Annotated in this window: 16 protein-coding genes; 8 read left to right on the top strand and 8 right to left on the bottom strand. The window is 71.6% G+C overall.

The window, feature by feature from the left end:
* Positions 1 to 73 precede the first annotated feature (73 nt).
* Positions 74 to 346, top strand: coding sequence for a DUF2277 domain-containing protein (locus AB0L91_RS13995; protein WP_189029638.1), 273 nt, complete (start codon positions 74 to 76; stop codon positions 344 to 346).
* Here the strand turns inward: AB0L91_RS13995 and AB0L91_RS13990 are convergent.
* Positions 331 to 1,554 (bottom strand): helix-turn-helix domain-containing protein, encoded by a 1,224-nt coding sequence (locus AB0L91_RS13990; protein ID WP_365009936.1) that lies wholly within the window; start codon positions 1,552 to 1,554, stop codon positions 331 to 333. The two genes, AB0L91_RS13995 and AB0L91_RS13990, sit on opposite strands and share 16 nt — an antisense overlap.
* Positions 1,555 to 1,660: 106 nt before the next feature.
* Between AB0L91_RS13990 and AB0L91_RS13985 the strand changes: the two genes are divergently transcribed.
* Both AB0L91_RS13985 and AB0L91_RS13980 read left to right on the top strand, forming a co-directional pair.
* Positions 1,661 to 3,223 (top strand): aldehyde dehydrogenase family protein, encoded by a 1,563-nt coding sequence (locus AB0L91_RS13985; RefSeq protein ID WP_355270658.1) that lies wholly within the window; start codon positions 1,661 to 1,663, stop codon positions 3,221 to 3,223.
* 415 nt (positions 3,224 to 3,638) lie between these two features.
* Positions 3,639 to 4,535 carry a LysR substrate-binding domain-containing protein gene (locus AB0L91_RS13980; protein ID WP_355280830.1) on the top strand — a complete coding sequence of 299 codons (897 nt, stop codon included), beginning with the start codon at positions 3,639 to 3,641 and terminating at the stop codon, positions 4,533 to 4,535.
* Here AB0L91_RS13980 and AB0L91_RS13975 read toward each other — a convergent pair.
* On the bottom strand, positions 4,532 to 5,881 hold the full coding sequence (locus AB0L91_RS13975; RefSeq protein ID WP_357346130.1) for an amidase family protein: 1,350 nt from the start codon (positions 5,879 to 5,881) through the stop codon (positions 4,532 to 4,534). The two genes, AB0L91_RS13980 and AB0L91_RS13975, sit on opposite strands and share 4 nt — an antisense overlap.
* 225 nt (positions 5,882 to 6,106) lie before the next feature.
* Between AB0L91_RS13975 and AB0L91_RS13970 the strand changes: the two genes are divergently transcribed.
* Genes AB0L91_RS13970 through AB0L91_RS13960 form a run of 3 tightly spaced genes read left to right on the top strand, consistent with a single transcriptional unit; the run spans position 6,107 to position 12,386 of the window.
* Positions 6,107 to 8,512 (top strand): serine/threonine-protein kinase, encoded by a 2,406-nt coding sequence (locus tag AB0L91_RS13970; protein WP_357346128.1) that lies wholly within the window; start codon positions 6,107 to 6,109, stop codon positions 8,510 to 8,512.
* A 45-nt stretch (positions 8,513 to 8,557) separates the two neighbouring features.
* Positions 8,558 to 10,456: a serine/threonine-protein kinase gene (locus tag AB0L91_RS13965; protein ID WP_365009930.1), complete on the top strand. Its 1,899-nt coding sequence runs from the start codon at positions 8,558 to 8,560 to the stop codon at positions 10,454 to 10,456.
* A 31-nt stretch (positions 10,457 to 10,487) separates the two neighbouring features.
* Positions 10,488 to 12,386, top strand: a complete 1,899-nt coding sequence (locus AB0L91_RS13960; RefSeq protein WP_365009928.1) for a serine/threonine-protein kinase — start codon at positions 10,488 to 10,490, stop codon at positions 12,384 to 12,386.
* On the opposite strand, the gene AB0L91_RS13955 is transcribed toward AB0L91_RS13960, so the two are convergent.
* On the bottom strand, positions 12,374 to 13,204 hold the full coding sequence (locus tag AB0L91_RS13955; RefSeq protein ID WP_365009925.1) for an SDR family NAD(P)-dependent oxidoreductase: 831 nt from the start codon (positions 13,202 to 13,204) through the stop codon (positions 12,374 to 12,376). The genes AB0L91_RS13960 and AB0L91_RS13955 overlap by 13 nt on opposite strands.
* 120 nt (positions 13,205 to 13,324) lie before the next feature.
* Here AB0L91_RS13955 and AB0L91_RS13950 point away from each other — a divergent pair, with 120 nt between their 5' ends.
* Positions 13,325 to 13,924, top strand: a complete 600-nt coding sequence (locus AB0L91_RS13950) for a TetR/AcrR family transcriptional regulator (RefSeq protein WP_355280841.1) — start codon at positions 13,325 to 13,327, stop codon at positions 13,922 to 13,924.
* Here the strand turns inward: AB0L91_RS13950 and hpt are convergent.
* From hpt to dacB, 4 genes are all read right to left on the bottom strand, one after another.
* The gene (gene hpt, locus AB0L91_RS13945; protein WP_218720732.1) at positions 13,921 to 14,472 is read right to left on the bottom strand and encodes a hypoxanthine phosphoribosyltransferase; all 552 of its coding nucleotides are present in this window, start codon (positions 14,470 to 14,472) and stop codon (positions 13,921 to 13,923) included. The two genes, AB0L91_RS13950 and hpt, sit on opposite strands and share 4 nt — an antisense overlap.
* A gap of 48 nt (positions 14,473 to 14,520) precedes the next feature.
* Positions 14,521 to 15,591 carry a tRNA lysidine(34) synthetase TilS gene (tilS, locus tag AB0L91_RS13940; protein ID WP_365009923.1) on the bottom strand — a complete coding sequence of 357 codons (1,071 nt, stop codon included), beginning with the start codon at positions 15,589 to 15,591 and terminating at the stop codon, positions 14,521 to 14,523.
* Between the two features lie 61 nt (positions 15,592 to 15,652).
* The gene (locus AB0L91_RS13935) at positions 15,653 to 16,717 is read right to left on the bottom strand and encodes a zinc-dependent metalloprotease (protein WP_365009920.1); all 1,065 of its coding nucleotides are present in this window, start codon (positions 16,715 to 16,717) and stop codon (positions 15,653 to 15,655) included.
* A gap of 12 nt (positions 16,718 to 16,729) precedes the next feature.
* Positions 16,730 to 18,256, bottom strand: a complete 1,527-nt coding sequence (dacB, locus tag AB0L91_RS13930) for a D-alanyl-D-alanine carboxypeptidase/D-alanyl-D-alanine-endopeptidase (RefSeq protein WP_365009917.1) — start codon at positions 18,254 to 18,256, stop codon at positions 16,730 to 16,732.
* Positions 18,257 to 18,461: 205 nt separating this feature from the next.
* On the opposite strand from dacB, the gene AB0L91_RS13925 reads away from it, so the two are divergent.
* Positions 18,462 to 18,950: an inorganic diphosphatase gene (locus AB0L91_RS13925; protein WP_355280848.1), complete on the top strand. Its 489-nt coding sequence runs from the start codon at positions 18,462 to 18,464 to the stop codon at positions 18,948 to 18,950.
* Between the two features lie 192 nt (positions 18,951 to 19,142).
* Here AB0L91_RS13925 and AB0L91_RS13920 read toward each other — a convergent pair whose 3' ends face one another.
* Positions 19,143 to 22,112 (bottom strand): BTAD domain-containing putative transcriptional regulator, encoded by a 2,970-nt coding sequence (locus AB0L91_RS13920; RefSeq protein ID WP_365009913.1) that lies wholly within the window; start codon positions 22,110 to 22,112, stop codon positions 19,143 to 19,145.
* Positions 22,113 to 22,178 lie beyond the last annotated feature (66 nt).

Genomic DNA, 22,178 nt, shown 5'->3' with positions numbered 1-22,178 from the left:
GCCGTCCTGGGCCTAGGAGCGAATCTCCTTTCTTGGCCTGCCGTGACCTGCCACACAGGTCTATGGTTCTGACATGTGTAGAAATATCACCGTCTTGCGTGGTCTGGAGCCTGCCGCCACCGAGCAGGAGATCTACGCTGCCGCCTTGCAATACGTGCGCAAAGTCGGCGGCATCTCCGGGCTGAGCAGCACCACCAAACCCGCGGTCGACAAGGCCGTCGCGGCCATCGCCGCGGCCACGACGACGCTGCTCGCCGAACTACCCGATCGCCGGGTCCCGCCGCCCACCGAACCGCCGCTGCGCCGGATCGCGGCCAGGGACGGCGCGGTTCAGGAGACTCCGTAGGCGGCGACGCAATCCAGCGCCACCTCCAGCGCGAGCGCGCGCTCGGACACCGGGTGTCCGAGGATCTCCTCCACCCGGGTGATCCGGTAGCGCACCGTGTTCTTGTGCACGCCGAGCGTGCGCGCGGCTTCCTCCGGGCTGCGCTGCGCGCGCAGGTAGGCGTGCAGGGTCGCGCGTAGCCGCGTCGCGACCGGATCGGTTCCGGTGAGCCCGCGCAGTTCGCGGGCGATGAGCCCACGCATCGCGGCCGTGTCGATCCCGGCCAGATAGGCGATCTCGACCTCGCGGTAACTGGTGACCGCGCCCGTGCCACGTTCGGCGACCCGGCGCGCCGCGACGGCCTCCCGATGACTGGCGACGAACCCGTCGACGTGCGCGCCGGGCAGCCCGAACGCCACCCGCACCGGCGCCACCACCTCGCAGCGCGCGATCCGCTCGGCGAGCTCGGCGTCGTCCTCGATCGCCGCCCAGGCCCACAGCCCGCTGGCGCTGGCCGCGACGGTGAGCAGGCCGGTGGCGCCGAGCGCGGTGGCGATCCTGGTCGCGGTGCGGTCGAGCAGGCCGCCGGGTTCCTCGCCCGCCGCGTCGCCGGTCCAGAGCAGGAACGCCAGATGTCGTTGCGCGAGCCGGTAGCCCAGGACGATCGCGGCCTGGTCGACGTCGACCGACGTGCCCGCCAGCAGCGCCCGCACCAGCTCGGTGCGGGTGTTGAGGGCATCGCGCAGCACCCGCTCGCGCTCGGCCATGAAGGTGCCGGTGAGCTGCTCGATCGACAGGCCCATCCAGGTGGCCGTGCGGTCGAACAGGCGCAGCATGACCGCCCGTTCCAGATCCGGCGGCACCTGCCCCTCGTCGACGGTCTCGGTCATCACCGCGAGCGTCTCGGCGAAGCCCGCCTGGTAGGCGCGCAGCAGGACCCGGATATCGAGGCCGCGGCGGGCGATCGTCCTGGCTAGGACGTGCGCTTCCTCGGGCAGGACGAGGTCGTCGCTGTCGGTGGCGAGGCCGCCGAGCACCACCCTGGCGTGCGCGCGGGTGCTGGCGGCCAGGTCACGGCGCAGATCGGGGTCGTCGAGTTCGGGTGACCCGGCCAGCACGGCCGCGTCGAGCCGGGCCAGGATCCGGTCCATCGACTGTGTGCGCAGCAGATCGAACACGAACTCGGCGAACCAGCCGCGCACCTGTTCGGTGATTTGTTCTCCAGACACCAAAAATCCCGATTTCGTTGACGTGAACGGCCAAGAATCCGCGCTCTCATTGTGCCAGGCTGATAGTTGGTGAACTGATTCACACAACGCAGTGGGGAGCACGACAGTGACCGAACTCGACCAGACCGCCGCGGCCGATGCCCAGGTGATCGCGGTACACAATCCGGCGACCGGCGTCCAGACCGGCTCGGTGCCGATCGTCGCGCCGGACGACGTGGCGGCCGCGGTCCGGGAACTGCGCCTCTACCAGCCCGAATGGGAGGCGATCGGCCCCGAGGGCCGCAAGAAGTGGCTGCTGAAGATGCAGGACTGGATGATCGACAACACCGAGCATCTGGCCGCGGTCCTGCAGTCCGAGACCGCCAAGCCGCGCGTCGACGCGCTCATCGACCCGGCCTTCGCCGTGGATCTGCTCGGCTACTACGCGCGCCGGGCCGGCAAGTTCCTCGCCGACGAGCATCCCTCCCCGCACAGCCCGCTGGCCCGGGTGAAGTCGCTGACCGTCGCCTACCGGCCGTACCCGGTCGTCGGCGTGATCACGCCGTGGAACTTCCCGCTCGCGATGCCCGCGATCGACGTGTTCCCCGCGCTGGCGGCCGGCGCCGCGGTGATCCTCAAGCCGTCGGAGGTGACCCCGCTGTCGGCGGTCGAGCTGGCCCGCGGCTGGGCCGAGATCGGCGCGCCGCCGGTGTTCAAGGTGGTCACCGGCGCGGGCGCGACCGGCGCGGCCGTCGTCGAGAACGCCGACTACATCCAGTTCACCGGCTCCACCGCGACCGGGCGCAAGATCGCGACCGCCTGCGCGGAGCGGATGGTGCCCTACAGCCTCGAGCTCGGCGGCAAGGACCCGGCGATCGTGCTGGCCGACGCCGACATCGATCGCGCCGCGCACGGCATCGCCTTCGGCGGCATGTTCAACGCCGGGCAGGTCTGCATCTCGGTGGAGCGGGTCTACGTGGAGGCGCCGGTCTACGACGAGTTCGTCACCAAGCTGACCGCCGCCGTCGCCGCCCTGCGCCAGGGCGAGGACGGGCGCGAATCGAAGAACGACGTGGGCGCGCTGGCCAACGAGAACCAGGTGCGGATCGTGCAGCGCCATGTCGACGAGGCGATCGCGGCGGGCGCGCGGGCGACCACCGGCGGCAAGCGCACCGGGGTCGGCACGTTCTTCGAGCCGACCGTGCTCGTCGATGTCGACCATTCGATGTCGTGCGTCGCCGAGGAGACCTTCGGCCCGACGCTGCCGGTGATGAAGGTGGCCGACGAGGCCGAGGCGATCCGGCTGGCCAACGATTCGATCTACGGCCTGTCGGCGTCGGTGTGGACCGGCGACAAGGCGCGCGGCGAACGGGTGGCCCGGCAGCTGAACGCGGGCGCGGTCAACATCAACGACGTGTTCTCGAACCTGTTCAACCCGGCGATGCCGATGGGTGGCTGGGGCCTGTCCGGCGTCGGCGCGCGCTGGGGCGGGGCGGCGGGCCTGCGCAAGTACTGCCGCGCGCAGGCGATGACCAAGCCGAAGCTGCCCACCATGGGCAAGGAACTGTTCTGGTACCCGTACGACATGAACAAGCTGGTCATCGCGGTGGGCGCGATGCGGGCCGCCGGTGCGCGCGGCATCCGCCGCATCGACCTCCCCGCGGTGTGGCGGCTCAAGAGCGGTCGATGAGCACCGCCCGCCGCGTGAGCTGAGGCGGCGAATCCGGCCGTGCGCGCACCGCTCGCCACGGCCGGATTCCACCCACCGAAACCTGTTTGTGACGAAACTCACTGCATCGCAGGGTTTCCCGCACGGACAGTGGTCAGCGGTCTGTTTCATCGCCCGACGGCCTCGCCGGGGCGCACGCCACACCCCACCGAATCGTGTGAGCCCGGACGCATTTCCGCTGGTCAACCGCCCAGCAGTCACACATCCACCGGTCGTCGCCCGGTGCCTGTCCACAAATGACGCCTCAATGATGCAGCGCACCATGTCAGGCCATATGCTGTGCGATACCAACCTGGTGACTGTTTTGATCCACTTACGCGAACTTCCTTGCCCGTTTTGGCTGGAATTTCCCGACCGATTCTGATAGCAAGGTGCTATGGACCCGCATTTGCGCGATCTGCGGTATTTCGTCGCCGTCGCTGAGGAACTGCATTTCACCAACGCCGCCCAGCGGCTGCACATCGCTCAGCCGACGCTCTCACGCCAGATCCGCCAGCTCGAACGCCAGCTCGACGTGGTCCTGTTCGACCGCAACCAGCGCAGTGTCGCCCTGACCGTCGCCGGTAAGGAACTGCTCGAAGGCGCCCGCAAGATCCTGGAGCTGTGGGAGGTGACCAACGTCTCCCTGCAGGAAGCCGGTGAAGTGCTGCGCGTCGGCATCCAATCCGCCCTCGGCCGCGGCCTGCTCAACGACCTGGAGAGCGCCAGCGGCCACCGCCTGGCCCTGCACGCCGCCTCCTGGAACGACCCGTCCAGCGGCCTGGCGGGCCGACAGGCCGACCTGGCCCTGGTGTGGCTGCCGCTGCCCGACCCCAACCGCTACCGCTGGCAGGTGCTGCGCACCGAGCCGCGCTGGGTGCTACTACCCGAGAACCACCCGCTCGCCGAGCAGGAGACGATCGAGTTCGCCGATCTGCTCGACGAGCCGTTCGTCGCCCTGCCGACCGAGGCGGGCGCGGTCCGTGACTTCTGGCTCGGCAACGACGCCCGCGGCGGACGCGCGGCCAAGATCGGCGCCGAGGCGGCTACCCCCGAGGACAAGCTCGAGGCCGTGAGCCTGGGCCTGGGCGTGTGCCTGCTCGCCGAGAACAACGTCCCGATGTACCGCTGGCCCGGCCTGACCGCGCGTCCGGTCGCCGGCCTCACCCCGTGTGAGCTGGCGGTGGCGTGGCGCGCCGACGACACCCGGCCGACCATCCTGGAGTTCGCCGGTCGCGCCGTCGACGGTGGCTTCTCCGAACCCCAGCAGCAGCCGCAGCCGATCGCGGTCTAGTTCGACAGTTCCAGTTGGGCGGCGAGGCCGAGCAAGGTGGCCTCGCTCCCCGGCGGCCCGGCCAGCTGCGCCGCGAGCGGGGTGTGCGCCTCGGGATGGGTGCCCATCGGCACCGACGCGGCGGGCCAGCCGACCAGATTCCAGATGCCGGTGAACGGCGCGTAGCGCGCCGAGGCCAGCACGTTCGAGGTCCAGCCCCGCCCGCTCCACTTCCTGGCCTTGGGCGGCGGCGCCGCGAGCGTGGGGGTGATCACCACGTCGAAGTTCTCGAAGAAGTCGACCAGCCGGGCCTCGGTCCGGTCGACCTGATCCGGGCGCACCAGCCGCAGCCGCCGGATCAGCCTGCCCAGCGCCAGATGCCGCTTGGTGCGGCGCTGCAACAGCTCGGGGTGCGGTAGCCGCGCCGCGTCGGCCAGGCCGGCGCTCGGCCAGCGCAGCAGCATCAGCAGCGCCACGTCGCCATAGGGAAGTTCGACCGGTTCCACCAGGTGACCGGCCGCCGCCGCGCGCGCACCCGCGGTACGCGCTGCCGCCGTCCAGTGTCGATCCACCCGGACCAGTCGCGACGGCGGAGCCACGGCAAGTCCGACGCGTAGTCGCTGTGGCGCGCGTAGCTCGGCCAGATCCGACCGATCCGCCAGCACCGACAGCGCCAGCGCCGCGTCCGACACGGTCGTCGCGAGCACGCCGTTCTCGGCCATGCCACCCCAGGAGTCGGCGCCGATCCCGGCGGGCACCACCTGTCGACCCGGCTTGATCCCGAAGACCCCGCACGCCGCGGCGGGCACCCGGATCGAACCGAGCCCGTCGTTGCCGTGCGCGATCGGCACCAGCCCGGCCGCGACCGCGGCGGCCGCCCCGCCCGAGGACCCACCGGCCGACCGGCCGACATCGCGCGGATTGCGGGTGACGGTGCCGTCCTCGTCGGTCGTCGCCCAGAGGCCGAGCTCGGGCATCGCGGTGACCCCGACCACGATCGCGCCGGCGGCCCGCAGCCGGGCCACCACCGGGTGATCGGCGGCGGCGGGCTCGGCCGAGGTGGCGGCGGACCCCGTTCTGGTCGGCACGCCGGCGACCTCGATGTTCTGCTTCACCGCGACCGGCACCCCGGCCAGCGGCAGCTCGTCCAGCTCGTCGCGGGCGGTCAGCTCGCGCGCCTCGGCGCGCGCCTGCTCGGCGCGCACGACGGTGAACGCGTTGATCTTGCGATTCTCCGAGGAGATGCGGGTCAGTGCCTCGGTCACCACGTCGACGGGCGCGATCGTGCCCGCGCGTACCCGGGCGGCCAGCGCCGCCGCCGGGCCGCCGATGGGGTACTCGTCGGCGGGTGGGTGGGAAGAGTTCATCGCCACCTCAGCGTCCGTCACGCCGTCGTCGTCGACGGACTCCCATGCTACCGCTGTGAGGTCATCGTGCATGTGCGGATTCGCCCCCGTCGCATGGTCGTCGAAATTCGGGTGATCTGCTCTCGAGGCGCAAAGTATCATTCGGGTACGGCTCGGGGGCCGATGGTGTCGGGTGTGGCGGAAGGAATTTCGGTCACGCTCCACGCGAACCTTAGGTCGGTTTGGATGAGCGATAACACCGGAAGCGGTGACGGACCCGACACGAGCGCCGGTCCGGGTACAAACGTGCGCGCGAGCATGGTCGACGCGTTCGCCGAAGCCTGGGGAGCCACCGGTCAGCCGCCTGATATGTCCGAGTTCCTGCCCGATGCGCAGACCCTGCGCAGGCAGGCGCTGCACGAGCTGATCCGCGTCGATCTGCGGCACCGGTGGCTGCAGCACGCGGGCGAGACCGTCGCCCGCAAGCGCCTGGCCGACTACTGCGCGGAGTTCCCCGAACTCGCGCGCACCACGCTGCCCGCCGGGCTGGTGTTCGAGGAATTCGTCATCCGCAGGCACAGCGGCGAGCGCGTCGACCCCCGCGACTGCCTGCGCGAATACCCGGATCAGGCGGCGAGCCTGCGCGGTCTGCTCAACACCGACGAGCTCGAACAGAGCACCCACCGCACCGACGATCCCGACCCCACGGTGAACCAACCGCCCGCGTCACGTCGTACTACCCAGGTGACCACGCCCGAGCTCGACCTCACCGCGACAGCGACCGCTGCGGCAACCGCCGCGGCGACCGCCGACGCGTCCGGGCCCGGCGCGTTCGCACCGCTGGACCGGATCGAGATCGGTCAGCGGATCGGCGATTTCGAGCTGCTGACCGGGCTCGGGTCCGGCGCGTTCGCGCGGGTCTTCCTGGCTCGGCAGACCTCGATGCAGCGGCTGGTCGCGGTGAAGATCTCCGCCGACCGCGGCACCGAGCCGCAGACCCTGGCCCAGCTCGACCACGACTACATCGTGCGCGTGTTCGACCAGCAGCTGCTCGACACCGACGCGACGCCGTCCGCGGCCCGCCGCCTGCGCCTGCTCTACATGCAGTTCCTGCCCGGCGGCACCCTGCTCGGCCTGCTGCGCTGGGTCCGCGCGACGCCGCCCGAGGAGCGCAGCGGCAAGCTGCTGCTCGACGCCGTGGACGCGGCGATGGAGGAGAAGGGCGAGATCCGCCCGACCGACTCGAGCGTGCGCGCCGAACTGGCCGAGCTGAGCTGGCCGGAGACCGTGGCCTGGCTGGGCAGGCGCCTCGCCGAGGCACTCGACTACGCGGCCGCGCACGGCGTGCTGCACCGCGACGTCAAGCCCGCCAACGTCCTGCTGACCGCCGAGGGCGTACCCAAGCTGGCCGACTTCAACATCAGCTTCAGCCGCACCGTCGCCGGTACCAGCCCGGTCTCGTACTTCGGCGGCTCGCTGTCGTACATGTCGCCCGAGCAGCTCGAGGCCTGCCATCCCGGGCTCGGCCGCAGCGCCGCCGACCTGGACACCCGCGCCGACATCTACTCCCTCGGCGTGGTCCTGTGGGAACTGCTGACCGGCGCGAAGCCCTTCGACGACAGCACCGCCGAGGCGGCGGGCGGCGGCGACGAGACCACCCTCGAGGCCATGCTGGAACGCCGCACCGGCGGTGTCGACCAGGTCGCGCTGGACCGGGTACCCGCGAACTGCCCGGCCGCCCTGCGCCGGGTCCTGCTGACCTGCCTGGAACCCGACCGCTCCCGGCGCTGGCCCGACGGCGCGGTGCTGGCCAAGCAGTTCGACCTGTGCCTCGACGAGCGCGCCCGCGATCTGGTCGACCCACCGCCCAACAGCTGGCGGATGGTGCTGCGCAGGCTGCCGCTGCTGGTGATGGTGATCGCCATCGGCATCCCGAACGCCCTCGCGTCCTGGTACAACATCGTGCACAACCAGACGCTGGTGGTGAGCAGGCTCAGCGAGTCCGCGCAGCAATCGTTCGTGGTGATCACCGCCGGGGTGAACCTCGTGTTCTTCCCGGCAGGCACCGTCCTGCTCATCTACCTGGCCCGGTTCGTGCTCTCGGTGCCACGGGGCATGCGCCACGGCAAACGCTACGACCCGGCGACGCTGCGCCGCACCAGACACGACACCCTGCGCCTCGGCGACCGCTCGGTGATCGTCGCGTTCTCGCTGTGGGCGCTGTCGGGGGTCACCTTCCCGATCGCCCTGCAGCTGGCCTCCGGCGACGTTCCCGCGCACGCGGTCGTCCACTTCCTCGCCTCGCTACTGGTCTGCGGCGCGATCGCGGTCGCCTACCCGTTCTTCCTGGTCACCTTCTACATGGTCCGCTGCATCTACCCGATCTTCCTGCGGCATGGCGAGATCAGCACCGACGACGCCGTCTGGCTGCGCGCGCTCAGCCGCCGCAGCACCTGGTACCTGGCGGTGGCCGCGTCGATCCCGCTGCTCGCGGTGGCCGGTGTGACCTTCCTGCCGCCCACCGACATCCCGCAGGTGATCGTCGCCGTCCGGGTCCTGTGCGTCGGCGGCATCGTCGCCTTCGTCGGCTCCTACCTGCTGTTCCGTCAGCTCGAGGCCGACCTGGCCGCCCTGGAGCGGGTCGTCAGCTGACCGGTGCGATGAACCCCGCGCCGGTGCGCGGCCGTACCACCTGAGGTGAGCTCGACACGCACGACCGAGGCGACCCGGCCCGCGCCCGAGACCGCGTATCCGGCCGACCGGCGTGGCCTCGACCGGATCGAGGTCGGCGCGCGGATCGGCGATTTCGAGCTGCTCACCGAACTCGGCACCGGCGCCTTCGCCCGGGTCTTCCTGGCCCGGCAGCGCTCGATGCAGCGGCTGGTCGCGGTGAAGGTCTCCGCCGACACCGGCACCGAGCCGCAGACCCTGGCCCAGCTCGACCACGACTACATCGTGCGCGTCTTCGACCAGCAGATACTCGACGGCTCACCCCGGCTGCGCATGCTCTACATGCAGTTCCTGCCCGGCGGCACCCTCCTCGACGTACTGCGCTGGGTCCGCGCCACCCCGCCCGCCGAGCGCACCAGCCGGCTGCTGCTCGACGCCGTCGACGCGGCCATGAAGGAGAAGGGCGAGATCCGCCCGACCGACTCGGCCGTGCGCGCCGAGCTCGCCGGGCTGAGCTGGCCGGAGACGGTGGCGTGGCTGGGCAGCAGGCTGGCGTCGGCCTTGCAGCACGCGGCGGGCAACGACGTGCTGCACCGCGACGTCAAACCGGCCAATGTCCTGCTCACCGCCGAGGGCGTGCCCAAGCTGGCCGACTTCAACATCAGCTTCAGCCGCGCGACCGACACCAGCCCGGTGTCCTATTTCGGCGGCTCGCTGGCCTACATGTCCCCGGAGCAGCTGGAGGCCTGCCATCCGGGCTACGAGCGCACCGCCGCCGACCTCGACACCCGCGCCGACATCTACTCCCTCGGCGTACTCCTGTGGGAACTGCTCACCGGCGCGAAACCCTTCGACGACACCACCGTCCCCGACAACGACCTGCACCCGGAGATCGCCCTGGACGCCGCCCTGGAACGCCGCGCCGCGGGCGCCACCGCGACGGCCGTCGACCAGGTGCCCGCCGACTGCCCCGCCGCGCTGCGCCGCATCCTGCTGACCTGCCTGGCCCCCGACCGCGCCGACCGGTGGGCCGACGGCGCGATCCTGGCCGCGCAGTTCGACCTGTGCCTTGACCCGCACGCCCGCGACCTCGTCGACCCGCCGCCGAACAGCTGGCGCATCCGCCTGCGGCCGTATCTGTTCCCCATCCTGGCGCTCTCGATCGCGATCCCGAACGTGCTGGCCGCCTACTACCAGCGACAGCTGAACACCGCGCTGCTGCACAGCAGGCTCGACCCCGGCACCCGCGCCACCCAGCGCGAGGTCTCCGACCTCACCAATCTGCTCTTCTTCTCCGCGGGCGGCGCCACCCTGATCTACCTGGGCAGGCGGCTGCTGACCATCCCGCATCGGCTCCGCGCGGGCCGGCGCTGTTCACCCCGTGCCCTCGAGCGGGCCAGACAGGACTGTCTGCGGCTCGGGCATCTGGCCGTCGCGGTGGTGTTCGTGCTGTGGGTCGTCGCGGGGGTGATCTACGCGATCACCATCGGGGTCGCGGACGGCGTGCTGCCGGTCCGCACGGTCGTGCACCTGCTGCTTGTGTCCGCGATCTGCGCCGCCGTCGCCATGACGTACCCGTTCTTCCTGATCACCCTGTATCTGCTGCGCTGCGTCTATCCGATGTTCCTGCACCACGGCCAGGACTTCCGCGGCGATGGCGCCTCGCTCATCGCGCTGGCCGCCTGGTGCCGCCGGTACCTGGTGGTCGCGGCGTCGATTCCGCTGCTGGTCGTCGCCAGCGCGACCTTCCTGCCGGTCCCGGACCTGCTGACCACGCTCACCCCGCTGCGCACCATCTGCGTGGGCGGGCTGATCGGTTTCGTCGCCTCCTATGTGCTGTTCCGGATCATCGAATCCGATATCCGAGCGCTGCTGCGGGTGACCGGGTCCGGCTATCCGCGCGCGGGTCCGCCGACATCGCGATGAACCACCCGGCGCTCGCGCCCGTACCCCCGGCGTGAGCTCCACACGCACCGCCGAGGCGACCAGGCCCGCACTCGACCGCACCGGCGCGGCGCATCCGACCGATCGGCGTGGACTCGACCGGATCGCGGTCGGTACCAGAATCGGTGACTTCGAGCTGCTCACCGAGCTCGGCGCGGGCGCGTTCGCGCGCGTCTTCCTGGCCCGGCAGCGCTCGATGCAGCGACTGGTCGCGGTGAAGATCTCCGCCGACAGCGGCAGCGAGCCGCAGACGCTGGCCCAGCTCGACCACGACTACATCGTGCGCGTCTTCGACCAGCAGGTGCTCGACGACCCCGCCGACAGCTCCCCCCGATTGCGGCTGCTGTACATGCAGTTCCTGCCGGGTGGCACCCTCCTCGACGTCCTTCGCTGGGTCCGCGCGACCCCGCTCGCCGAGCGCACCAGCGGGCTGCTGCTCGACGCCGTCGACGCCGCGATGGAGGAGAAGGGCGAGATCCGCCCGGCCGACTCGGCCGTGCGCGCCCACCTGGCCCGGCTCAGCTGGCCGGAGACCGTCGCCTGGCTCGGCAGCAGGCTCGCCGCCGCCCTGCACCACGCGGCGGGCAACGGCGTGCTGCACCGCGACGTCAAACCGGCCAACGTCCTGCTCACCGCCGAGGGCGTGCCCAAGCTGGCCGACTTCAACATCAGCTTCAGCCGCGCGACCGACACCAATCCCGTCTCGTACTTCGGCGGCTCGCTCTCGTACATGTCGCCCGAGCAGCTCGAGGCCTGCCACCCCGGCTACGAGCGCACCGCCGCCGACCTCGACACCCGCGCCGACATCTACTCCCTCGGCGTCCTGCTCTGGGAACTGCTCACCGGCGCGAAACCCTTCGACGACACCACCGTCCCCCTCGACGAACTGCGCCCGGAGATCGCCCTCGACGCGGCCCTGGAACGCCGCGACGAGGGCGTCACCGCCGCCGCGCTCGCCCAGCTGCCCGCCGACTGCCCGGCCGCGCTGCGCCGGGTCCTCCTGGCCTGCCTGGCCGCCGACCGCGCCGACCGCTGGCCCGACGCGGGTGTCCTCGCCGCGCAGTTCGATCTCTGCCTGGACCCGCACGCCCGCGACCTGGTCGACCCGCCACCGAACAGCTGGCGCATCCGGCTGCGGCCGTACCTGTTCGCGATCCTGGCGCTGTCGATCACGATCCCCAATCTGCTGGCCGCGATCTACAACGCCCAGCTGAACACGGCGCTGATCGTCGACCGGCTCGACCCGGCCACCAGGGAAACCCTGCTGACGGTCGCGGGCGTGACGAACGTGCTCTTCTTCTCCGCGGGCGCCGCGACCCTGATCTACCTGGCCCGGCGGCTGCTGATCGTGCCCCGGCGGCTCCGCGCGGGCCTGCGCTGCTCACCCGGTGCGCTCGATCGCGCCCGCCGCGACTCGCTGCGGTTCGGCAACCAGGCCGTGGTGGTGGCCGTCGTGCTGTGGCTGTCGGCGGCCGTCGTCTTCGCCGCCACGATCGCGCTGGCGGGCAACCTGACGCTGCGCACGGCGGTGCACTTCCTCATCGCGGCGGCGATCAGCGCGGCCATCGCGACGACCTACCCGTTCTTCCTGATCACGCTCTACCTCACGCGCTGTGTCTATCCGCTGTTCGTGCACCACGGACAGGACTTCCGCGCCGACGGCGCGGCACTGACGGGCCTGGTCACGCGGTGTCACCGCTATCTGATGACGGCCGCGTCGATTCCGCTGCTCGCCATCGGGAGCGCGACCTTCCTATCGATCCCGGACCTGCTGACGACCACCACCCCGCTCCGCGCGATCTGCGTGGGCGGGGCGCTGGGTTTCGCCGGTTCCTACGCGCTGTTCCGCGTCATCGAGGGCGATACCCGCGCCCTGCTGCGGGTGGTCGGCACCCGGCCTCAGCCCGCCTGACGGCTGAGCTCCTCCCACTTCGCGAGCTCCGCGGTGCGGGCCGCGCCGAGGTCGGCGACCATGTCGAAGGCCGCGTCGCCCAGGATGATCCGCTTCGGCGGCTCGGCCATGTCCACCAGGCGGACGACGACGGCGGCGGCCGAGGCCGGATCGGCGTCCTTCGACTCGCTCCACATCTCCTCGAGCCAGGCCCGCACCGGGGCGTAGGCCGGGTTCTGCTCGGTCATGGTGAGCCCGGTGGTGAACAGGCCGGTCTCGTAGCCGCCGGGCTGCACGATGGTGACGGCGATGCCGAACCGCTCCACCTCCATGGCCAGCGCCTCGGTCATCGCGTCGAGGGCGGCCTTGCCCGCGCTGTAGACGCCGGTGGCCGCGAAGCCGCCCGCCGACCCCATGGACGACACCTGGAGGATGTGCCCGGAGCCCTGCTCACGCAGCAGCGGCACCACCGCCTGGCTCACCCACAGCGCGCCGAAGAAGTTGACGTCCAGGTGGTCGCGGGCCTGCCGCTCGGTGAGTTCCTCGAGCATGCCGAGCACCACCCCGCCCGCGTTGTTGACGACGACATCGAGCCGCCCGAACGCGTCGTACGCCCGCCGCACCCCGGCGAAGACCGCCGTGCGATCGGCGACGTCGAGCGCGAAGGTGACCAGCCGCCCGTCGGCGGCGGCGACCAGATCGTCGAGCGGAGTGACATCACGGGCGACGCCGACGACCCGATCACCGGCCGCGAGGGCGGCCTCGGCGAACGCCCGGCCGAGCCCTCGCGAGGCGCCGGTGATGAACCAGGTGCGGGCTTCGTTGTCTGCGCGGGTCATGTGCGCCTCCTTCTAGTGCGACGAGACGGTTCGTCTCGTTTGCTGAATACGAGGATGGGCCATGATCGATCGATTGTCAAGACGAAACGTCTCGTTTTATTTTCGGGCTAGGCTCTCCCCATGGCACGAACCCCGGACAGCGCCCGCCGCAGCGAACGGTCCCGATCGGCGATCCTGAACGCGACCCGCGAACTCGTCGGCGAGACCGCTTACGCGAAGCTGACCATCGAGGCCATCGCGGCGCGTGCCGGAGTCGGCAAGCAGACGATCTACCGGTGGTGGCCGTCCAAGGGCGCGGTGGTCTTCGACGCCCTGCTCGCGCAGAGCGAGGACCCCGACGGCGGCGGCATCGAACTGCCGGACACCGGCGACCTCGCGGCCGACCTGAAGACGGTGCTGCGCGCGACGGTCGCCGAATTCGCCGATCCCGCGTTCGACGCGCCGATCCGGGCGGTACTCACCGAGGTCATCAACGACCCGGCGCTGGCCGCGCTCTATCGCGAGAAGCTGGAACAGCCGGTGCACGCGGCCAAGGTCCGGCGGCTGGCCGCGGCACAGCGCGCGGGGCAGCTGCGGGCGGACGCCGACCTGGATCTGGTCGTCGACCTGCTCTACGGACCGATCACCCAGCGCTGGCTACCGCGCTCCGGCCCGCTGGACGCGGCCTTCGCCGACGCCCTGGTCGAGTCGGTGCTGCGTGCCTTCGGGCCGGCGGACTAGGAGTAGACCTTCGGGTCCAGCGTGCCGATGAACGGCAGGTCGCGGTAGCGCTCGGCGTAGTCGAGGCCGTAGCCGACGACGAACTCGTTCGGGATGTCGAAGCCCACGTGCGCGACGTCGACCGGGGTGCGCAGCGCGTCGGGCTTGCGCAGCAGGGTCACCACTTCCAGCGAGGCCGGGTTGCGAGTGGACAGGTTGCGCTTGAGCCAGGACAGGGTCAGGCCGGAGTCGATGATGTCCTCGACGATCAGCACATTGCGGCCCGCGATGTCCTTGTCCAGGTCCTTCATGATGCGCACGACGCCCGAGGACGAGGTGGACGAACCATAGGACGACACGGCCATGAACTCGAGCTGGGTGGGGATCGGCAGCGCCCTGGCGAAGTCGGTCATGAAGAAGATGGCGCCCTTGAGCACGCAGACCAGCAGGAGGTCGCCCTCGGGGGAATCCGGCGGGTATCGCTTGGCGACGATCTCGGCCAGCTCTTCGATCTTGGCTTTGATCTCGTCTTCGGTGATCAGCACCGATGCGATGTCGTCTCCGTACACGGAAGTGGGTTTCCCTTCAGTGGTGTCGATCCCGACCGGGCCGATCCATTATGTGGCATCGTTTCGCGGCTGCGCGCGTACCGTCAGCGTGCCATGCGCGCGCGTCACGACCAACCTGTGGTCCCTGCTGCCCCCGGCCACGGCCACCCCACCCTGCCCGCGCCAGTTGCTCACGAGTTCGTCGATCGCCTGTAAATGTGCGTTCAGCACGCCGCCGATGCCCTGGTCGGCGAGCCAGGCCCGGATCGTCCGGCGACGCAGCGCCGGGGCGGCAGTGGCCAGGATCTCGATCGACAGCGCGGGTCGATCACTGTCGCCGGGGCCACTGCCGCGATTGCCGGTGGTACCAGCGGGCCGATCCGAGCCGCGTCGGCCGTCGACGCCCACGGTGGCCGCGCGCAGCAGGTCGGCGGTGAGCGCGTCGAGCACCTCGCCGTCGGCGCGCAACTGGTCGGCGGTACGGGCCAGCGCCTGGGCGACGCCGCCACCGAGCACGTCCTCGAGCAGCGGCAGGACTTCGGTGCGCACCCGCACCCGGGTGTAGGCCGGATCGAGGTTGTGCGGGTCCTCCCACGGTTCGATTCCGAGATCGGCGCACAGCTGCCGCGTCTGCGCCCGCCGCACCGCCAGCAACGGCCGCCCCCACGGCTCGTTCCATGCCGCCATGCCCTGAATCGAACGCCCGCCCGACCCGCGTGCCAGCCCGATCAAGACGGTCTCGGCCTGGTCGTCGAGGGTGTGCCCGAGCAGCACCGGCCGCTCCCCCCGCACCGATTCCAGCGCCGCGTACCTGGCCACCCGCGCCGCCGCCTCGACCCCGCCGTCGCGCCCGACCTCGACCGCGACCACCTCGGCGGCCACACACCCCAGCGCCCGCGCCTGCTCGGCAGCTCGCGCGGCCACCTCCCCCGACCCGTCCTGCAATCGGTGATCCACGACGATCGCGGTCACGTCTCCAGCCTCGACGACAGCGGCCGCGACCAGCGCCAGCGAATCGGCGCCCCCGGAGAGCCCGACCACCACCGGCATCGGCCCACCGCGCGCCGCGACCCACTCCCGCACACCCCGCCGCACCGCCAGCACAGCGGGAGTCTCCGGAAGCCGCACCTGACCCGTCATCGAGCACCGCCGGCCGCCGACGAAACCCCAGCGGCACGCGCATCCCCGAGAGGCGGAACAGTCACAGCACGCGGGTGATCCAGCGGCCCGGATCATCCACCTCGTCGAGGCGGGGCAGGGTCTCCGCGTTCGTCCACACCGTGTTGAACTCCGTGACGCCCACCCGCTCCACCACGGCGTCGACGAACTTCTTCCCACGCACGTACTGCGCGACCTTCGCGTCGACCCCGAGCAGCGCGCGCAGCAACCGCTGCACGGGATTGGTCGGCTTCTTCCTGCGCTGGTCGAAGGCGCGCCGGATATCGGCGACCGTCGGGACGACGGCCGGTCCGACGGCGTCCATGACGTGGTCGGCGTGGCCTTCCAGCAGCGTGCCGAGCATGAGCAGCCGGTCCAGCGCCTCGCGCTGCGGCGGTGCCTGGGCGGCGCGCAGCAGGCCGACGACGCCACGGCTGTTCGGGTCGTCGACGGTGTCGCCGTCGCGGCGAGAGCGCACCTCGGCGAGCAACCGGCTCAGCATCTCGCTCATCGGCTCCTCGCCGACCTCGCTGAGGATGTCGACATTGGCGCGCATGTAGTCGGCCAGCCACGGGGCCGAGGAGAACTGCACCCGGTGGGTCACCTCGTGCAGGCAGACCCAGAGCCGGAAGTCGGACGGGTCGACCCCGAGCGCCCGCTCCACGCTGAGGATATTGGGCGCGACCAGCAGCAGCGTGCCGTCCTCGCCGGTGAACGGGTCGTATTGGCCCAGGATCGCGGTCGACAGGAACGCCAGCATGGTCCCGGCCTGCAAGCCCGCGGGCTTGCCGACGAGCTTGCCGGTCGTCGAGACGGCCTCGGTGCCGGTGAGCACGGCCATCGACTCGGCGGCGGCGCCGATCCAGCCGGGCCGGTCGACGATCCTGGCCTCGGGCACCGGCCGGTCGTCGAGCAGTCCGCTGACCTCACGCACCGGCCCTTCGGCCCGCACCGACGCGGTGGCCAGCTCGGCGACGACCTGTTCGGCGGTCTGCCGTGAGGTCCGCGGCCCGGCGGGCGCGAGCACGGCGCCCGTGCGGGCGGCGAGCCGCCAGTCCACCGCGCCGCTGAACCCGGAGGTCGTGCGCCCGGTCTTGTCGTCGGTCATCGCCACCCGCTCTCAGGAGCATCCGCAGTTGCGCAGGGTGCCCGCCACCGCGTCGAGGGCGGGCCTGCTGACCTCCGGCAACCGATCGTTGGACATCAGCGCGAAGGTCAGTACCCGGCCGTCCCGGTCGAGCACATATCCGACCAACGCGCTGGCGACACTCAGAGTTCCGGTCTTGGCCCGCACCCAGCCCGCGCCCTGGCGGTTCTGGGTGACGAAGCGCGGCGCCAGCGTCCCGGTGCCGCCCGCGACCGGCAGGTCGTCCAGCAACGGCGCGAGAGCCGCTGCGCGCGGGTCGTTCTCGGGCCTGGCCTGGGTTCCGGCCGGTGCCACGGCCGCGTCGCCGGTGGGCTCGGCGGCGGTGGCGATGATGGAGTCGAGCAGCCGCGGCGGCACCCGGTCGTCGACGGACAGCCCGCTGTTGTCGGCCAAATGCAGTCCGGCGACGTCGAATCCGGCGCTGGTCAGCGCCCCGGTGGTGGCGGCGACGGCACCGGCGAAGGACGCCTCGTGGCCGGTCGCGACCGCCAGTTCCCGCCCGATCGTCTCGGCGAGCACGTTGTCGGAGTGGATCATCATGTCGTGCAGCCGGACTCGCAGCGGCGCCGATTCCACCTTCGCGATCTCGGCACCGTTCTGCGCGGCCGGGCCGACCCGCACGGCGGCCGGGTCGACGCCGAGTTCGGCGGCCAGCGCGCGCCCGGCGTCCAGGGCGGGCGTCGAGGTGCGCGGCGAGTAGTCGGCCGACGGATCGAAGCGGCCGCCGTCGAGCATGATCGGTTCGATCGGGGTGATCGAGCCCTCCGGGATGTCGACCGGGTCCCAGCCCGAGGCCATCGTCGGCCCGCGATAGGCGGAGGTGTCGACCACGATCGCGGTGACCTGCCTGCCCGTCGCCTTGATCCGCGCGGCCAGATCGGCGATCCGGGCCCCGTCGGTGTAGTAGCCGCCGTCGGCCCTGGTGGTCAGCGTCGGGTCGCCGCCGCCGACGAGCACCAGCTCGCCCGGCGCGCCGGCGAGGACCCTGGTCGCCACCCGCTGATCGTCGGGCAGCGTGAGCAGCGCGGCCGCGACGAGCATGACCTTCGCGGTCGAGGAGGGGATCATCGACTTGGCCGGGTCCTGGCTCCACAGCACGGCACCGCTGGTCGGATCGCTCACCTGACCGGCGAAACTACCCAGATCGGGGCTGCCGACGACCGGCGCCAGCGCGGCGGCGATCCCGGCGGGCGTCGGCGCGGGCGCGTCCGACCGGGCCGGGGTGACCTCGGCGATCGGCTGCTCGGTGGCAGGCGGCGGGGCCACGGTGAGCCCGCCGTGCCGGAACTCCGGGGTCCACGGTTTCGCGATCGCCGCGAACCCACCCGCGATCACCAGCAGCGCGACCACGACCGCGGACAGCCAGATCCACAGCGACGATCGACCACTCTTCGATCCCGGCTGCTCGGCGTTTCGATCGAGCGCCACGGTCGGCGCTTCGTTGCCATAGGGCGGATGACCCGTGCCGTAGGGCGGATGACCCGTTCCGCGCTGATCCATCAAGCCACCCGGCCGACCGGGATCTCGAACCTCGACATCAACGCCTCACCGATCCTCGACTGTTCCGCCCGACACGCCTCGACTGCGCGCTGAGCCGCCTGCCGCACCGGTGTACCAGCACACCACACTATCCTCGTTGCGCAACGGTTCCCCAGAACGATCTGGCGATTCGGCAGAGAAGCACTCGAACGAGCAAGGAGATGGCGTGGAGTTCGACGTCACCATCGAGATCCCCAAGGGCTCTCGGAACAAGTACGAGGTCGATCACGAGAGCGGCCGGGTCAAGCTCGACCGGTACCTGTACACCTCCATGGGCTACCCGGCCGACTACGGCTTCATCGAGAACACCCTCGGCGAGGACGGCGATCCGCTGGACGCGCTGGTGCTGCTGCCCGAGTCGGTCTTCCCCGGTGTGATCGTGGAAGCCCGTCCGATCGGCGTGTACCGCATGACCGACGAGGCCGGCGGCGACGACAAGGTGCTGTGCGTGCCCGCGGGCGACCCGCGCTGGGACCACATCCAGGAACTGGCCGACGTCTCGGAGTTCGAGCTGTCGGCGATCAAGCACTTCTTCGAGCGCTACAAGGACCTGGAGCCGGGCAAGTTCGTCCAGGGTTCGGAGTGGCTGGGCCGCGCCGAGGCCGAGAAGGTCATCGACGAGTCCTTCACCCGCCTGAAGGAAGCCGGCCACTGAGCTGACGTGCACGAAGAACGGGATGTCCGGAGCAGTTCGGACATCCCGTTCTCGTTGTCCCGGTCCGAACCGCCGACCCCCCGGCGACGACGCGGCGCGCTGGCGCGACAACCGGGTACATAGGGCAATCTATCGCGTGAACAGTTGTGTTCGCCAGCGTCCCAGGATTTTTCGTGCCCGGCGATGATGCCGCTATGACGCGGCGATGATGCCGCGACGAGCGCGCAGCGCGGCGAGGTGGTCGTGCAGCAGCGCCAGCACCGGCGCCTCCAGTTCGGCGTCGAGCCGCTCGTGGGTCAGCTGCGGGTCCTGCATCGACTCGAACGCCTCCGCCGCGGCGACGAAGGACTCCTCCGCCTCCCCCGGCTGCCCGGTGGCCTGCTTGATCAGACCCTGGAGCACGAGCACCCTGGCCCTGGTCAGCGGCCCGATCGCGCGGGTCAGCACCTGGATCGCCTCGTCGACAACGGGTTCCGCGTCCGCGGCCCGGCCCGCCATCAACAGCACGTGCGCCAGCCGCGACAGCGCCCAGCCCAGCCGCAGTTCGATCCCGCCCGCCCGGCCGAGCGCGACCGCCTCCTCGCACAGCCGCACGCCCTCGGCCGTCTCGCCCTGATAGACCAGGGTGACCCCGAGTTCGTGCATCGCCATCACCTCGAGCGACCGGTTGCCCAGCTCGGCGGCGAGCGCCCGCGCGGTGATCGCGCGCTCGCGCGCGGCCGGGAAATCGCCCGCGTCGGAGTAGGTCTTCACCTCGTGGACCAGGCACGCGCATTCGATCGCCCGGTCACCGACCCGGCGGGCCAGCCGGATCGCCCGCGCCGAATGGGCCAGCGGCGCGGCCGTTTCGGTCCCGCGCCGGGTCGAGGACGACAGCAGCTGCGCGGCGAACGCGGTGAGCCTGGCGTCGCTGATGGTGCCGCGATCCAGCGAGAGCGCGATGCGCTGATGGTCGCGGCCCTGGCGCAGCGCGCCGAGCGAGTAGGCGAACAGCGCGCCCAGTGCCACCCGCACCCGGCACTCCACCGAGCGGTCCCCCGCGCACAGCGCGGCGTCGAGCAGCTCCTCCAGTGCCCGCGCCACCTCGATGCAGTTCGCGCCGCCGTCGATGAGTTCGGCGGTGGCCCAGGCGATATCGGCGGCGGGGGCCAGCATCGGGCCGCCCGCCTGCGCGCATTGGCGATACAGCGAGACCAGGTTGTGCCGCTGGCCCGCCAGCCACGCCTGGGCCGCGTGCTCGTCGGCGAACCGCACGCCGGGCGCCGCGGTCGGGCGCAGGTGCTCGGGCAGCCGGGTCCCCGGATTGCAGATCGCGACAGCGTGTTTCACGGTGGCGAGGTAGAAGTCGAGCAGCCTGCGCAGCGCGGTCAGCGGTGGGTCGGCGGCGCCGGTGACCGGCAGTTCCCTGGCGAACAGGCGCAGCAGGTCGTGATAGGTGTAGCGGCCCGGCGCGGTGGTCTCGAGCAGGTTCAGGTCGACGAGGTCTTCGCACACCTGCTCGGCCGCGGCGATGTCGAGCTCGAGGATGGCGGCGGCGCCCTCGGCGCAGATCTCGCCGACCTCGGGCACCGCGAGCATCCGGAACGCCCGCGCGTGCCCGGTGTCGAGCTGGTCGTAGCTGATCCGGAAGGCCAGCTCGACGGCGAGTTCGCCGGTGCGCAGGACGCTGAACCGCTGGGCGGTGTCGCGCAGCCGCTCGGCCACGATCCGCACCGTCCAGGCCGGACGCGCGGCCAGCCGGGCCCCGACGATGCGGACCGCGAGTGGCAGCCCACCGCAGGCACCGAGCACCGCGGCGACCGCCTCGGGTTCGGCCGCGATCCGGTCGGCGCCCGCGATGCCGGCGAGCAGGCTGTGCGCCTCGGCGGCGGTGAGCACGTCCAGGCGCACCGCGGTGGTGCCCGGCAGCTCGGGCAGGGCCGAGCGGCTGGTGACCAGCACCGCCGACCCGGGTGTCCCGGGGATCAGCGGCGCGACCTGGTCGACCGAGCGGGCGTTGTCGAGGACGACGAGCACTCGCTTCCCGGCCAGTCTGCTGCGGAACTGCGCCGAGCGTTCGGCGGCGCCAGCGGCCAGCTCGCCCTCCGGCACGCCGAGGACGCGCAGGAAGTCGCCGAGGGTGTCGGCGGCGGTGGCCCCGCCGTCGCGGTCCGCGGCGAAACCGCGCAGGTCGACGTGCAGCTGCCCGTCGGGGAACCGCTTGCGCACCAGGTGCGCCACATGCACGGCCAGCGCGCTCTTGCCGATCCCGCCCATGCCGCCGATCGCGCAGACCGGCACCCCGGTCCCGGTCGCGGTGAGCCGGGCGGCGAGCCGGTCGACCACCGCGGCGCGGCCGGTGAAGTCGACGACGTCGGCGGGCAGCTGCGCGACCCGCTGCGGCGTCTGCGGCCGGGCGGGCGCGACCGGCTCACGCGGCGTGCTCAGCTCACCGGCCAGAATGCGCCGGTGCAGGTCGGCGAGCTCGCGGCCGGGTTCGATACCGAGCTGGTCGACGAGCTCACGCCGGGTGTCGGCGTAGACGCGCAGCGCCTCGGCCTGACGGCCGGAGTGGTAGAGCGCGGTCATCAGCAGCGCGCGCGGGCGCTCCCGCAGGGGATGCTCGGCGCACAGCGGGGTGAGGTCGGCGACGGCCTCGGCGTAGCGACCGCGGCGCAGGTCGAGTTCGGCGCGTTGTTCCAGCAGCACGAGCCTGCGATCGGCGAGGTGGGCACGCTGTCGCTCGGCGAACGGGCCCGGCAGTCCGGCCAGCGGGGTGCCGGTCCACAGGCGCAGCGCGGCGTCGACGGTGTCGCCCGCCGCCGCGGGGTCGGTGTGCGGGGAGTCCATCAGGTCGTCGACCTGTTCGATGTCCACGCAGCCCGCAGGCACCCGCAGCGCGTAACCACCGCCGAGCGCGACCAGCACCCGCGGCGGCTCCCCCGCCGCCCGGTCGGGTTCGAGGATCCGGCGCAGATGCAGGATGTGATTGCGCAGCGCGCCGACGGCGCTGGCGGTGGGGTTCTCGCCCCAGACGTCGTCGATCAGTTCGTCGACGGTGGCCGAGCGGCCGGTGCGCAGCAGCAGGGCGGCCAGGAGCGCCCGCTGCTGCCGGGAGCCGAGGTCGAGCTCGACCGCGTCGCGCCAGGCACGGATCTCACCGAGCACGGCGAACGTCAGCATGCGCGGCCAATCTCTCTCACTGGGGGAACTCAGACCGACAATCTAGCCGAACACCGAGAAGGGGCA

It is taken from the genome of Nocardia sp. NPDC051833 (genome assembly GCF_040681225.1).
GTDB lineage: Bacteria > Actinomycetota > Actinomycetes > Mycobacteriales > Mycobacteriaceae > Nocardia.
Note: the sequence above shows the minus strand (reverse complement) of the source record. Positions and strands in the feature narration are given on the sequence as shown.